We start from the raw sequence: 14721 nt of genomic DNA, 5'->3' as shown, positions 1-14721 counted from the left end.
ATGAACAACGGAGCTGTCACCACTAACAGCTCCGTTGTCATTACGTATAAAATAAGTATCACGGCATATTTCATTACATCTCTATGCGATTATCGCAATTCACAATTTAATTTTTCTTTTAAATCAGTCAGAATGGCATCGATAGGAGCCTGGATGTCCTGGTCGGTCAGCGTCCCTTGTTCCGAGCGGAATACCAGATTATAGGCAAGGCTCTTATAGCCCCGGGGAACTTGTTTTCCCTGGTACAAATCAAAGAGATGCACGGCTTCAAGATAGTCTCCGCCTTTTTCCCGGATGATATCGAGAATAGACTGATTGCTTGTGTCAACCGGCGCAAGGAACGCCAGATCGCGACTGGAAGCCGGGAATTTGGCAACTTTATGATAATCAGGCATAAGATTGATGAACGGCATGATAGCATCCATGTACATTTCAAAGATATATACCGGACCTGTCACATCATAATTATCCATAGCTTTCGGATGAAGTTCGCCAAAATTACAAAGAACCTTGCCGTCCTTCACATAACGGGCCGCCTTGCCAGGATGAAGCGGCGCATAATCAGATACTTCAATATCCGCATGGATACCAAGTCCGGAAAGGACCGCTTCTACGAGGCCCTTAACGTCATAAAAATCGTAGTCCGACGCTTGTACTGGCCATTCTCCTGTAGTGCGCAGACCGTAAAGAAGGCCGCTAACACACAATTTCTGTTCTGGAAGTTCTTTTACAGGAAGTTCTTTCGGAATATAGACAGGAGCTATTTCATAAATGCCCACAGACGGATTTTTGACTGCCTGGTTACGGGCCAGGACGTCCATTAATGAAGGAATCAGTGTCGTCCGCATAAGAGGGAAATCTTCCGTTATAGGATTGATAATAGGCACAGCCTGATAGACCGGATCCCCATCTTTATATAACAGTTTTTTCAGCTGATCCGGATGCATGAAGCTGAAAGTAACCGTTTCATTTAAACCGCTGCTGCAAAGGATGCGGGAAATCTTCTCCGTCACATCATATTCAAACCCCGGTTCGCCTACGGTAATATCAGACCAGGGACGTGTAGACGGAATATGTTCATAGCCATAAATACGGGCTACTTCTTCAGCAATATCCGGCATTTCCGTACAGTCTCCACGATAGCTGGGCACAGTTGCCGTAATCGTATCACCGTCTTTTTGCAAAGTAAACTGAAGAGTTTCCAGAATGTGCATCATCTGTTCTTCCGGAATATCCGTTCCCAGGAAGGCGTTGACCTGGTCAGCCGTGAATGTAATATAAGTAGTCTTTTGCTGCTGCGGATAGACATCGACGATTCCTTTGGCTACGTCACAGGCTCCCATTTCCTGCAGAAGTTGGGCACACCGATTAATGGAATTAATGCAGCTATCAGCATCCAACCCGCGTTCGAACCGTCCCGAAGCTTCCGAGCGAAGGCCCAGCATACGGCCGGTATGGCGTATATTAGATCCTTTGAATGATGCGCATTCCAGGATGACCGTCTGCGTACGTTCCGTTACTTCTGAATCGAATCCGCCCATGATGCCGGCAATGCAGCAGGGCTTTTCTTCATCGGCAATAACCAGCATATTATCATTCAGTGTGCGATCTATACCATCCAATGTTTTCATTGCTTCATCAGCTTTCGCCCGGCGGGCAATGAGATGGCGCCCGGCTACTTTGTCATAATCATAGGCATGAAGAGGGATTCCCAATTCAATCATCGTATAGTTCGTGGCATCGACGATATTATTAATAGGACGGACTCCGGACTTGCGCAGACGCTGCTGCATCCAGAGCGGAGACGGGCCGATTTTGATATGAGTCAGAAGACGGGCCGTATATCGGTTGCATAATTCTTCATCATCAATAGAAATCTGCACCTTGCCATCAATGGTTTCATCATTTTCTGCAACGGTTATTTCCGGGTACCGGGCAGTTTTCCCACTCAATACAGCAAACTCCCGTGATAAGCCGACCATGGAAAAACAATCGGCCCGATTGGCAGTCAGTTCATATTCATATACAACATCACGAAGTTGTAAATACTTGACTGCATCGACCCCGACAGGCGTATCCGCCGGAAGAATCCAGATTCCGCTCCGTTCTTCCGGCAGGAGAACACTATCATCGAATCCTAATTCGTGGGCAGAGCAAAGCATGCCGTTGGACGGTACGCCCCGCAGTTTGGAGCGCTTGATTTTAACGCCTCCTGGAAGATGAGCGCCATGAACGGCAACGGGGACAATCTGTCCTTCCCGTACGTTAGAAGCGCCCGTGACAATCTGAAGTTGTTCTGTTCCCACATCAATCTGGCAGATGACGAGATGATCTGCATCGGGATGTTTTTCTATTTTCAGAATCTTGCCAGTTACGACATTTTTTATATCTTTTCCCCAGTATTCTACCTGTTCTACGGGAATACCAGCGATGGTCAGTGTATCAGCAAAGGCCTGCATATCCTGATTCATGTCTACATCGACATAATCCTGCATCCAAAGAAGTGAACTTTTCATTATGTATAACCTCCTAGAACTGGTTTAAGAACCGCATATCATTTTCATAGAACAAACGCAGATCGTCGATGCCATATTTCAGCATGGCAATACGTTCCACGCCCATGCCAAAAGCAAAGGCATTTACCTGTTTGGGATCATAACCGTTTAAGCGTAGTTCTTCCCAGTTAGTTACACCGCAGCCGAGAATTTCCAGCCATCCCGTATGAGAGCATACCCGGCAGCCTCTGCCGCCGCACATAACACAGGAAATGTCTACTTCCGCGCTCGGTTCAGTAAATGGAAAATAGCTGGCACGGAAACGGACGCGCGTATCGGCGCCAAACATGTCATGGAGAAAGTCTTCCAGAATACCTTTCAAATCAGAAAAGCGGATATTTTTATCCACAATCATGCCTTCCATCTGATGGAAAATCGGAGAATGGGTTGCATCATAGTCACAACGGTATACTTTACCAGGCGCAATCATCTTAAACGGTTCATTCGGCTTGTGGGCCTGCAGAGTCCTTGCTTCCATCCCCGACGTATGAGTCCGCAGGAGGATGTCGTCTGTGACGTACATGGAATCCTGCATATCCCGTGCCGGATGATCATCAGGCAGGTTCAGACATTTGAAATTAAAATAATCTGATTCGATATCCGGGCCTGTGACAATGGAAAACCCCATGCGCAGGAATGATTCTTCCATTTCACGTAATGTCTGATGCAAAATGTGTTCGTGTCCTATGACCGGTTTGCGGCCGGGAAGAGTGATATCAATTTTTTCAGACTGGATTTTATCCGCCAGTTCCTGTTCTTTGACTTCCTTCATTCTGGCTTTCAGATGTTCTTCGATTTCTGCCCGGGCTGAATTGACAAGTTGACCAATTTTAGGCCGTTCTTCTTTGGACAGATTTTTCATTTCTTTCATGATAGCCGTCAATTCACCTTTTTTGCCTAAATATCTGACGCGGATATCCTGGACATCCTGGAGTCCCTTGCTCCTGGCAATCTGTTCGCTGACAGCAGCCTTGATTGCTTCAATTTTTTCATTAATCATGGAATTCTCCTCCTCTAAAAAAAATAGACTTCCACCCCTCAAGGGGCGAAAGTCTGATTCGCGGTACCACCCTAATTTGTACTCCTGTATCCTGTAACGGGAATACCCGTCCTGCCTACTGATCTTCAACAGGAAGCTCCAAAGTGAACGTGCAGCACAACTGGCACGGCGCTCTCAACCGGTGGCAACCGCTCCCTGTAACCAGATTACTGTGCTACTCTCTTCTTCATAGCCATGTTTTGCATGGATATATTGTATCAGTAAAGTGTTTTATTTGCAATAACCAATCTCTGAATTTGGTTCGTTCCTTCATAAATCTGCATGATTTTCGCATCACGCATATACTTTTCGACAGGATATTCTTTGATATAGCCATATCCGCCCATGACCTGTACGGCATCTGTCGTCACCTGCATGGCAACGTCAGAAGCATTACATTTAGCAATGGCTGCTTCCCGGGAGAACTCCATGCCCTGGTCTTTCATCCAGCATGCGCGCTGGACAAGAAGGCGTGCGCCTTCCACTTTCATAGCCATATCGGCTATCATCGATTGTACCATTTCAAAGGAAGCAATGGGCTTGCCAAATTGAACGCGTACTTTGGCGTATTCACTGCAGGCACGGAACGCCGCTTCAGCAATACCGACAGAAATGGAGCCAACAAAGGGACGTGCCGCATCCAGTGTTTCCATGGCAATACGGAAACCATGACCTTCCCGGCCCAGACGATTTTCTACCGGAACAAAGCAGTCCTGGAAAATCAGTTCAGTCGTATTGGAAGCACGTATGCCCATTTTATTTTCTGCTTTTCCCACAGTAAATCCCGGTGTTCCCTTACGCACGATGAACGCCGTCAGTCCGCGGATGCTCGGAGTTTTACGCGTATTGGCGAATACGACGAATACTTCTGCCAGAGCTCCATTTGTTATAAAGCATTTTGTTCCGTTCAACACATATCCGCTGCCATCTTCCGTCTTGACAGCTCTGGTGGAAACAGAACCGGCATCAGAGCCAGTCCCGGGTTCCGTAAGGGCAAATGCAGCCAGATTATTTTCATTGATAATATCAAAATAGCGCTTTTTCTGTTCATCATTACCAGCTATGATGACAGGATAGGAAGCGAGGGCATTAGCTGCAACCGACGTCGCTACTCCGGCACATCCCTTGGCCAGTTCTTCATAAATAGCAGCAATCGTAATAGCGTCAAGGCCGGCTCCGCCAAATTCTTCCGGGATGGCTACGCCGAGGAGTCCCTGAGTAGCCAGTTTATCAAGCAGGCCTTCATGCATTTTCCCCTGTTCATCCATTTCTCCTGCATACGGTACGATTTCTTTCTGCACCAGATCCCTGACAACCTTGATGATTTCCTGCTGTTCCTCATTAAAAGCAAAATCCATATTGATACCAACCTTCCATTTTTTTAATACGTTCACGCACAAAAGACGCTCTAATCATCATATTTGCGTAGAATATAAAAAGAAGAACGCCCTTTGACCACTACTTTTCCGTTTTCATCCATGAGTTCACATTCCGCTACAATCGTCCGTCCGCCATGATGAACGACCTGACCGACGCCAATCAGATTCTGCCCCGGATGAACAGGGCGGATGTAATTCATGTTAATTTCTAATGTCGTTACCTGATACCCTAATGAACGACTGGCCATTCCCATCAGCGTATCACAAAAAGCTGCCAGAACGCCACCTGCAGCTATACCACGATAATTGCAAAGATTCGGCGTAATATCGAAAGCTACACGTACCCATCCTTCATCTACATCCTGGATTTTACAGGGAAGATTCTTGAAGTACGGAATCTGTGTAACGCCCTGATGAATATTGAACACCCGTCGTTTCAGCACATCTGACAGTTCTGTCCGTTCATCCTTCATCTGCCGTTTCTCCTTTATCAGACTGGTACTGGTACGCACCGGTAACAAAGTACGTCCCCTTGCCATGTGCCAGATAGCGGTCGCTGTCATCATAAAAATCGCAGACTACTACCATAGTCGTCCGGCCGTTATGCAAAATGTGGGTCTTAGCACAAATAACCGTATCCGCCAGTGCCGGACGCAGATAATTCATTGCAAGGTCCAACGTCAGGACAGCTTTTCCTGCAACGGCACACGCCGTTTCCATCGCTGAATCAGCCATAGAATACAAAACGCCACCATACAGTGTTCCATTGGGATTTCCCCATTTCGTTCCTACATTGTGAAACACCAGTTCCGTATCATCTTCATCAGCTTTTAGAACATGAAATTGCATGAATCTATCATAAGGATTGCATTGTAATTCTCTTTCCATTTTTGCAATGCGCGCCTTATCCATGGGACTCTCCTCCTAAAAACTGTTGGAAATAAATACCTTTATATTGTACAATATGACATTCTAAACGTCAAACGGATTTTCCGTTACAAAACAAATGTAATGAAATTGTAACAGCTTTTTCCATTTACCTGTAGCAGACACTATGCCTCTGTATATGCAAAAGAGCTGCCGCAGCGCGACAGCCCCTGACATGTCTGACCTGGTCTTTACCCCCACACTCGCCTGCTGGGACGTTCGCTCATAGATGTACATCATCCCCCACTACTAGCCCTCTCGCATGTTACGGCAGGACTTACTTCTAGGCCGCACTATGATCAGAATCACTTTGGATTCCTTACGTGGATCGCTTTGTCTGCGACTGACATCGACTTTCAACCACAGCACATGTCACGTGTTATTATACGTGTCGAAGAGGATACTGTCAACGAAAAAAGAGACTGTCTCAACGACAGTCTCCCCACGAACCGGGCAATGGCCTGGCACATACAGGATATCTAGAATTTATACCCCATCCCAATCTGCCAGCCTTTTACCGTATCATCATAATTGTCGACATCAATATCTGCGCGCCGGTACATGATATGAGCATCCCAGTCTTTTGTAATATCATATCCTAATCCGACCGAATAGGAATTGACATCATCACCAACGCCTACTGACGCAAATCCCTGCCAGCGTTCGCCAATCGGTATCTGCCCTTTCAAGCCGACCTGATAGCCATAAAAATGCTGATCTCTATAAGTATCGGCTTTGACATAACTCATGCCGCCATAGGCAGAGACATAAGGAGTAAACCGGTACACACCCTGTAAATAATGTTCATTCAGTTTGTCCCCGTCATCACCCTTTGTATAATTATTGACGTACTGCACATCCACCTTATCATTGATCGTGTATGTGACGTCTCCGCCACTGAAGCGGCTATGGGCACTGCGGCCTCCTTCTTTCTGATCAAAGCCGTAATTGACGTTGGCTTTCAAATCTCCCGCCTGCGGATTTTTATTGGGTGCGGCACAGGCAACAGAACCTATGGAAACAGCTGCAATAAGAGCACCTATCAACATCACTTTCTTCATATATCACACCTCCGATTAGTCCGTAGATTTACTTCATGGTTTACATTATACGCTATTTGCACAACCTTTTCAATTACAATGCAGCAGCCTGTTGCGGATACCGTTGCAACAGTTCTTCTGCCGCCTCAATGACCTGGGCTGCTGAAATAACGGAAATCCCCTGATATTTTCCTTCCTTAATGATTTTTTTCATACTTTTTCCAACTTCATAGTGGTCTGTCGATTCAAGGACAATGGCCTTATCCGTATAGGGACCATAAAACATCGGGTTGCTCGGTCCATACAGGGCGACGACAGGGACCTTCTGACTGACGGCGACATGCATGGGCCCGCTGTCATTAGTAATAAAGAGCGAGCACCAGCGGATGGCTGCCGCTAATTCTCCCAGCGAAAATTTTCCCGTCGCAATGACCGGAGGATATTTCATCAGCTCCGCCGCTTCCCGGACCATATCGATGTCCATAGGGCCTCCAAAGAAAACACATCGATATCCGTTCTCACTAAAATAATCAGCTACTGATGCAAAGCGCCGGGGCGGCCAGCGTTTCTGCGGAACGGCACTGCCAATATTAAAACCGATGAGCTTATCACCGGTTTCCACTCCCTGGGCGGCATAAAATTCATGGGCAGTCTGTTCCCATGCCGGGCAAGTAAGAAATTGCAGGCCATCGTTGCGCCGGTCTTCTATCCCCATCTGTTCCAATACGTTGATATACATGTCTGCCGCATGCAGGTGCGTCCTGTCAAGCCGCGTATACCGGTGCATGAACGGGCGGAACAGGAAATGACTCATACCATCAAATTCCCTGGCATGTATGGCAAACGCCAGAAAGCTGGTCCGTTCGTTAGGATGAAGATTAATGAGGATATCATAATGATTGCGGTGCAAATTCCTCCCAATGTGCCAGAGTGCACCGACAGAGTTATCCTTTCCTTTTTTATCTACCGTTACCAGGTGATCGATATTAGGATTATAGCGGACCACATCGGCCAGTTTTTCATCAACGACCAGGGTGATATCAGAACCTGTGGCATGGCGGCGCAACACCTGCAGAAAAGGAGTGATTAAAATCAGATCGCCGAGATGCATGAGAAATGTTACTATAATTTTTTTATGACGAAGATTGATCATCCATTCACCTTCTTTATCGCCTGTATGTACGTATGCCACACTGTATCAACGGTAATCTGGGACATGCATTCCGGATCATTGACTAAGGGGTGATCCGGGGTCGCCTGGGATGTAGGAGAAATAATCATGTGTATGTACGAACTATCAGGACCTCCATACGGGCCGGTCCTGTCCGGACAAGTAGGACCGAACAAAGCAATCAATTCTTTTTTTAAGGCATTGGCTATATGGAGCGGTCCCGTATCGGCACTGATATATAAACGGGATGACGAAATAGCCGCCATCAATTCCCGCAGGCTGGTCTTGCCCGTAAAATCATAAATGCCGGTCTCCGCATCCCGGGAAATGACCTGTCCTTTTACTGTGTCATCAGCACTGCCCAGAATAACAGCTCCCATCCCCGAAGCCGTTACACGCCTCAGGAATTCTGTCCAGTATGGCAACGGCCATTCTTTGACAGACCAGCGGGCACCGGGCACAACAGCTATATAAGGACCGGTAAGACCTAAAGCCCTAAATCGTTCCTTCATAATACCTTTCTCTTTTTCAATGGACGGGAGAGGAAATGCAATCTCATCAACACGGCCTCCCAGAACCCGGACTGTATCCAGGTACCGTTCAATGACATGGTCATACTGATGAGTACCCGCCAGACCTTTACTAACCAGAAAGCTTCCTTCCCTCATTTCCCAATAGCCATACTTTTCTTTTGCACCACTACACCAGGCCACAATGGCACTTTTGGCCAGTCCCTGCAAGTCCAGGCAGAGGTCAAAATGATAGTCATGAAGCTTCTTTCGCAACCCACGCAGATAAGAGAAACTTTTCAACTTTTTCTTGTCAATATAAATAACATCGTCAATATAGGGTTTGCCTGGGAGAACAGCGGAAAAATTCTGATGCACGGCCCAGACGATGCGGGCCTGTGGACAATTTTTACGCAGGGCATACAATGTCGGCAGGGCATGAAGTACATCACCAAGAGAACTCATTTTGATAATCAGAATATTTTTATAGTCCTTCATGACGTGTCCTCATTTCTATAATTTCTCTGACAAAGTCATCAAGACGCCCTCCCTGAAAGAGATAGCCGTCTATCCCGGCAGCATGGGCGCACTCTATATCGCGCAGGCCGTCTCCGATCATAAATGAATGAGACAAATCGACGTGATACTCTCTGGCGGCCTGCAACACCATTCCCGGAGCCGGTTTCCGCCAGTCGCTTTTTTTATTATATTTCTCCAGAGGTGCACCTTCTAAAAACGGACAATAATAAACAGCCGTTATCCTGCCGCCAGCCTCAGATATTTGCTGGCACATCCATTGGTGCAGTATCTGGACATCTGATTCTGTATAATACCCGCGGGCAATCCCGCTTTGATTGGTAACGATAAAAATTTGATAGTCCAGACGAGTCAGTAATGATACTGCTTCCTTTGCCCCCGGCACCCAGATGACGTCACTGATACGGTGCAGATAATGAGTATCTACATTCAGGACGCCGTCGCGGTCCAGAAAAACAGCCCGTCTCATTCGTAATAACCGTCACTTTTTTCCAATATGCTGCAATATTCTTTCACTGCTTCATGGAGCAGTGTGAATCCCCGGTCATATCCGGCAGCCATCAGTTTCGTCGTATCGGCCTGAGTATAACTTTGATATTTTCCCTTGAGGATTTCCGGAAAGGGAACATATTCAATCGTTCCTTTGCCGCAATATTCGATGATACCGTGGACAAAATCATTGAACGTATGCCCCGTACCAGTGCCGCAGTTATAGATGCCGGAAAGTTCCGGGTGTTCCCAGAAATAAAAGATTACATTGACTACATCATTGACATAAATAAAATCACGTACCTGTTCTCCATTGCCAAAACCGCCAGTGCCTTCAAAAAGTGTAATTTTTCCGGTTTTCTGCAATTCATGATACTTCTGATAGATAAGGGATGCCATACGGTCCTTGTGATTTTCCTGGGGGCCGAATACATTAAAATAACGGAAACCTACTATCTGTCCTTTTGACAAGGGCAGCATGCGCCGCACAAAACGGTCAAACTGAAGCTTGGAGTATGCATATGGATTCAATGCCTGTTCACATTCCGGGGTTTCACGGAAGCCATGTTTGCCACTGCCATAGGTAGAGGCAGAAGAAGCATACAAAAAAGGTATCTTGCGCTGCATGCAGTACCGGAGCAGATTTTTGCTGCCTTCATAATTATTTTTCATCATGTAGCGTCCATCGTAATTCATCGTATCGGAGCAGGCTCCTTCATGGAATACTACATCGATGTATCCGCAATCAAAGGTATCATCAGCCATTTCCTGGGCAAAGTCTTCATAATCCATATAATCATAAAAAGACAACCCCTGCAGATTACGGCATTTACGGCCGTCCGTCAGGTCATCGACGATAAGAATATCATCGATTCCGCGATTATTCAGTTGTTTTACAATATTGCTGCCGATAAATCCGGCACCACCTGTTACAATTTTCATAGAATCCCCTTCTTTACTAAATCAACAATCTTATTGACTAAACCTGTCGTCGAGTACCCTTCTTCAAAAGAAATGATTTCAACCCGTTTAACAAATTCCCTGCCGACTACATCTTCAGCCCTATAATCGCCGCCTTTGACAAGAATGTCTGGTCTCAGGACAGAAAGCAGATCATGAGGCGTATCCTCATTAAAAATGACGACATCATCGACACAGCCGAGAGCATTCAGCAAGACAGCCCGGTCTTCCTGCCGCACCAAAGGCCGTGCCGGTCCCTTCAGGCGGCGCACAGAATCATCAGAATTTAAACCTACGATCAGGTGTTGTCCCAGCATTGCCGCCTGCTGCAGATACAATACATGGCCTCGATGCAGGATATCAAAGCAGCCATTTGTAAAAACAACCGTTTCTCCCCGTTCCTGCCAGCTGCGGATTTTCCGGGCTGTCTGATCCCAGTCCAGTGCTGTATAGGGGGACCAGCGCGGGGGCTGCCACTGTGTCCAGAGCTGGATTAGTTCACTGCGGTGGACCGGATATGTACCGACCTTCCTGACGACGATACCGGCAGCGGCGTTTGCCAGCTGAAGGCTCGTACGAATAGAAAGATGACCGGCAATAGCTGCCAGAAACGCTGCCGCAACCGTATCTCCGGCACCGGATACATCAAATACTTCCTGTGCTGTAGCCGGATTATTCCAGACGCGGCCATCGTGGCTGACGACGGTTATCCCCTTTTCTGAACGGGTGACCATCAGATTGGCAAAATCATATTTTTTATGCAGTTCCATGGCGGCCTTAACTACTTCACTGCCCTCGTTGGCCACTTCATATCCGGCGCATTCAGATAATTCCTTCATATTAGGTGTAACAAAGTCCGCCCCATCATATTTTGACCAGTCTTTGCCCTTAGGATCGACGAGAATGGGAATGCCGGCAGCCTTTACGGTACGAATGATTTGTCTGGCAACTTTATCAGTCAGAACGCCTTTATGATAGTCCGATAAAATGACTCCATCCAGACCGGAGTGGATGCAGACGTCAAGCCAGGTCGCAAGTTCTGCTGTTTCCAGATCGTCCAGAGGTGTAATCTCTTCAAAATCAAGGCGTACCATCTGCTGGCGTGCTCCCAGTATACGCATCTTCGTCGTCGTCGCATGATGACTGCGGGCAACCAGGCCGGACCCATCGATGCCCGATTCATCGAGCAGGCTTCTCAGCAGGCGTGCGTTGTCATCATCACCAATCAGTCCGGCCAGGTACACATTGCAATCAAGATTAGCCAGATTCGATGCCACATTGGCAGCCCCGCCGAGAACTGATTTGATATGATCTACACGGTTTACCGGTACCGGAGCTTCTGGTGATATGCGTTCCACCTTGCCAAATACATAGCGGTCTACCATAATGTCTCCAATGACAGCAATCCGCAAATGAGGTAGTACGTCATTTAAAAAATTATCGATATAGTGATCTGTCATAATATCTCCTTTTCTGGGTTATGCTTTCTTCTTGTCGGACCCCATCAGCCGTTTCAGTTCTGCCATAAAGCTATCCAGATCAGCAAACTGGCGGTACACTGAGGCAAACCGGATATACGCGACTTCATCGACATGTTTCAGTTCATTGAGCACGAGTTCACCGATATGTACACTGGAAACTTCCTGGACAAGGGAATTGCGTATTTCCCGTTCCACCCGATTGACGATTTCTTCCAGCTGCTGCCGCGTAACCATCCGTTTGTTGCAGGCACGGAGAAGGCCATTCAATATTTTACTGCGGTCAAATAATTCCCGGCTGCCATTTTTCTTTATCACGATAAGCGGCACTTCTTCTACCATTTCGTACGTCGTAAAACGACGGCCGCATTTCAGACATTCCCGTCGGCGGCGGATAGCGTTCCCGTCATCCGTTGCCCGCGAATCGGTTACTTTCGTATCATCACCTTTGCAGAATGGACATCTCATAATTCGTTCCTCCCAGGAGTATATAACGACTGATTGAAAAAAAGCGGGTCCACCAGGATCCGCTTTTTGATTTGCTCTATTATTTCATCCACGACGGAATTTCTACACCGCCGAGATCAGCTTTATCGGCTTTACCACCATCCTGGCCAAAAGACGGAATCGTGGACGGTTCTTTGCCAAAGCCTGTCGCAACAACAGTAATGCGGATAGAATCTTCTTCCATATCCGGATCAATAACCTGGCCAAAGATAATATTGGCATCCGGGTCAACTGCTTCTGCAATTTTTTCTGCCGCTTCGTTGATTTCATACAAGCTGACATCGGGGCCGCCTGTAACGTTGAGGAGAATGCTCTGCGCACCGTCGATTCCTGTTTCAAGCAACGGGCTGTGAATCGCTGCATCAACCGCATCGAGGGCACGGTTTTCACCAGTTCCCAGGCCAATTCCCATGATGGCTTCGCCCTGGTCGGACATGACGGTCTTCACGTCGGCGAAATCGAGGTTGATGAGGCCCGTCGTCGTAATCAGATCAGAAATCCCCTGTACACCTTGGCGCAATACATCATCGGCTTTCAGGAATGCGTCTTTCAACGGTGTCTTTTTGTCAATCATCTGCAGCAGCTTATCATTCGGAATAGTAATAATCGTATCAACCTTTTCCTTCAGATATGCCGTCCCTTTTTCAGCCTGTTCGCGGCGGCGCTTCCCTTCAAACGTAAAAGGTTTTGTAACGACAGCTACCGTAAGTGCACCGAGATCTTTGGCACATTCTGCCACGATAGGTGCCGCACCAGTACCCGTACCGCCGCCCATGCCGGCTGTAACGAACACCATATCAGCACCCTGCAGGGCCTTGATGATTTCTTCCTTGCTTTCCAAGGCAGCCTGTTCACCGATTTGTGGATTAGCGCCGGCGCCAAGACCGCGGGTCAGCTTTTCACCAATCTGGATTTTAACATCCGCTTTGGAAATTTCCAGCACCTGATCTTCTGTATTGACAGAAATAAACTGTACACCCTGTAAGCCTGCTTCTATCATACGGTTGACAGCATTGTTGCCGCCGCCACCGACACCTATTACTTTTATGTTTGCATTATCTGCCATCTTACTAGTTCCTCCTTCAAAAAAGTATACACTCTTGTACTGATAGGATTTCTTTATTATTTTACACTATATTCAGGAATTAATCTACAGCTATTTGAAAAATCTTTCCTATCAACTGCTTTTAACAAGCGGGGCACGAGGATCCGTATCGATATACTGGACAGAAAGATGATTGCGCTTTACTTCCTGCAGCAGCTCTTTCGTCATCTCCGCCCGTCCTGCCGGATCATCAGCACTTCCCAGATGAACAGGAAGAGATTCGCTTGTATAGGCAATAATATTGTCTGGATTCCCTACATTGATTTCTGTAATATCCTTACGAAGTTCTGGTTCAAGGCTTTTCAAATACGAAAGAGAATCGCGAATGGACTGATCATGAATAGTATCGCCAAGGAGCAGAGTGTCTACTTTTTTACCAGTAATCAAAGGGGCCGATACGCCTTTAATTTGCGGGGCTGTCTCAATGACCTTTCCCGTATCATCCACATAAGCAAAACCATACATCGTGGTGATGACAGCAACAGTCTGCCGCTCCTGCATGCGGATATGGATAGTCGCCGGGAATTCGCGGCTGATGTCCGCGCTTGCTACCCGTAAATCCTTTTCCATTCGTTCCCGCATCCGGTCCGGCGATAGTTGTATCACATTAATGATCCCGTTTTGTATGCCGCAGGATTGATATACATCATCAAAGGACATCCGCTCATTCCCATCAATGATGACGGTTCCAAAAGGAATGGGAAGAAATCGCAGGATAAGCCAGACAAAAAAGACAAAAATAATACCTGTTACGGCAGCCAGTCTGCGGTTCCGGCGGCGCAGTTGTCTCTGCCTGGCAAGTTTTTTCCGCTGGCTTCTGGCCCGGCGTCGGGCAATCCGCTTCTGCGTTTTCCCCTGTGCCTCCGTCACATCCTGATGAGGCACATAGGAAGTGTCTTCTACCTGAGGCGGCACGAAGACATCATGGGTACGCTTTTTAATGCCATATGGATCATTTTCACTTTGATATGAAGTTGTATCAGAAGCCGGGGAATATGTCCCTTTTTTATCCATTGTCATAGTAT

At 47.1% G+C, this 14721-nt stretch carries 14 protein-coding genes; all 14 read right to left on the bottom strand.

The features are described from left to right. Nucleotides 1-89 precede the first annotated feature (89 nt). The 14 genes from pheT to B4H10_RS02745 all read right to left on the bottom strand — a co-directional run bounded on the left by pheT (nucleotide 90) and on the right by B4H10_RS02745 (nucleotide 14716). Nucleotides 90-2516, bottom strand: coding sequence for a phenylalanine--tRNA ligase subunit beta (pheT, locus tag B4H10_RS02810; RefSeq protein WP_292018130.1), 2427 nt, complete (start codon nucleotides 2514-2516; stop codon nucleotides 90-92). A 13-nt stretch (nucleotides 2517-2529) separates the two neighbouring features. Beyond that, nucleotides 2530-3555, bottom strand: a complete 1026-nt coding sequence (gene pheS / locus B4H10_RS02805) for a phenylalanine--tRNA ligase subunit alpha (protein ID WP_075582102.1) — start codon at nucleotides 3553-3555, stop codon at nucleotides 2530-2532. A gap of 257 nt (nucleotides 3556-3812) precedes the next feature. After that, complete coding sequence (locus B4H10_RS02800; protein WP_292018129.1) at nucleotides 3813-4952, bottom strand: acyl-CoA dehydrogenase family protein; 1140 nt, start codon at nucleotides 4950-4952, stop codon at nucleotides 3813-3815. Nucleotides 4953-5002: 50 nt separating this feature from the next. Further along, nucleotides 5003-5446 carry a PaaI family thioesterase gene (locus tag B4H10_RS02795; RefSeq protein ID WP_292018128.1) on the bottom strand — a complete coding sequence of 148 codons (444 nt, stop codon included), beginning with the start codon at nucleotides 5444-5446 and terminating at the stop codon, nucleotides 5003-5005. Further along, nucleotides 5436-5885, bottom strand: a complete 450-nt coding sequence (locus tag B4H10_RS02790; protein WP_059076924.1) for a PaaI family thioesterase — start codon at nucleotides 5883-5885, stop codon at nucleotides 5436-5438. Before B4H10_RS02790 ends, B4H10_RS02795 begins: the two co-directional genes overlap by 11 nt. A 494-nt stretch (nucleotides 5886-6379) precedes the next feature. Beyond that, nucleotides 6380-6961, bottom strand: a complete 582-nt coding sequence (locus B4H10_RS02785; RefSeq protein WP_075582101.1) for an outer membrane beta-barrel protein — start codon at nucleotides 6959-6961, stop codon at nucleotides 6380-6382. A gap of 73 nt (nucleotides 6962-7034) precedes the next feature. Next, nucleotides 7035-8093: a glycosyltransferase family 9 protein gene (locus tag B4H10_RS02780; protein WP_059076922.1), complete on the bottom strand. Its 1059-nt coding sequence runs from the start codon at nucleotides 8091-8093 to the stop codon at nucleotides 7035-7037. Next, nucleotides 8090-9118, bottom strand: a complete 1029-nt coding sequence (locus B4H10_RS02775) for a glycosyltransferase family 9 protein (protein WP_059076921.1) — start codon at nucleotides 9116-9118, stop codon at nucleotides 8090-8092. Before B4H10_RS02775 ends, B4H10_RS02780 begins: the two co-directional genes overlap by 4 nt. Further along, nucleotides 9105-9626: a D-glycero-alpha-D-manno-heptose-1,7-bisphosphate 7-phosphatase gene (locus B4H10_RS02770; RefSeq protein ID WP_059076920.1), complete on the bottom strand. Its 522-nt coding sequence runs from the start codon at nucleotides 9624-9626 to the stop codon at nucleotides 9105-9107. The genes B4H10_RS02775 and B4H10_RS02770 overlap by 14 nt, the downstream gene beginning before the upstream one ends. Next, a complete protein-coding gene (gene rfaD / locus B4H10_RS02765; RefSeq protein ID WP_059076919.1) occupies nucleotides 9623-10588 on the bottom strand; it encodes an ADP-glyceromanno-heptose 6-epimerase in 966 nt (321 codons plus the stop codon). Before rfaD ends, B4H10_RS02770 begins: the two co-directional genes overlap by 4 nt. Next, nucleotides 10585-12066, bottom strand: coding sequence for a D-glycero-beta-D-manno-heptose-7-phosphate kinase (rfaE1, locus tag B4H10_RS02760; protein WP_075582100.1), 1482 nt, complete (start codon nucleotides 12064-12066; stop codon nucleotides 10585-10587). Before rfaE1 ends, rfaD begins: the two co-directional genes overlap by 4 nt. Before the next feature lie 18 nt (nucleotides 12067-12084). Further along, complete coding sequence (gene nrdR / locus B4H10_RS02755; protein ID WP_059076917.1) at nucleotides 12085-12552, bottom strand: transcriptional regulator NrdR; 468 nt, start codon at nucleotides 12550-12552, stop codon at nucleotides 12085-12087. Nucleotides 12553-12631: 79 nt separating this feature from the next. Further along, nucleotides 12632-13657 (bottom strand): cell division protein FtsZ, encoded by a 1026-nt coding sequence (ftsZ, locus tag B4H10_RS02750; RefSeq protein ID WP_059076916.1) that lies wholly within the window; start codon nucleotides 13655-13657, stop codon nucleotides 12632-12634. Between the two features lie 111 nt (nucleotides 13658-13768). Continuing rightward, a complete protein-coding gene (locus B4H10_RS02745) occupies nucleotides 13769-14716 on the bottom strand; it encodes a cell division protein FtsQ/DivIB (protein WP_234995456.1) in 948 nt (315 codons plus the stop codon). Nucleotides 14717-14721 lie beyond the last annotated feature (5 nt).

Origin of the sequence: Megasphaera sp. UBA4382 (assembly GCF_002391155.1) — a bacterium.
Classification (GTDB): domain Bacteria; phylum Bacillota; class Negativicutes; order Veillonellales; family Megasphaeraceae; genus Megasphaera; species Megasphaera hexanoica.
This window is presented reverse-complemented; position numbering and strand designations above follow the sequence as displayed.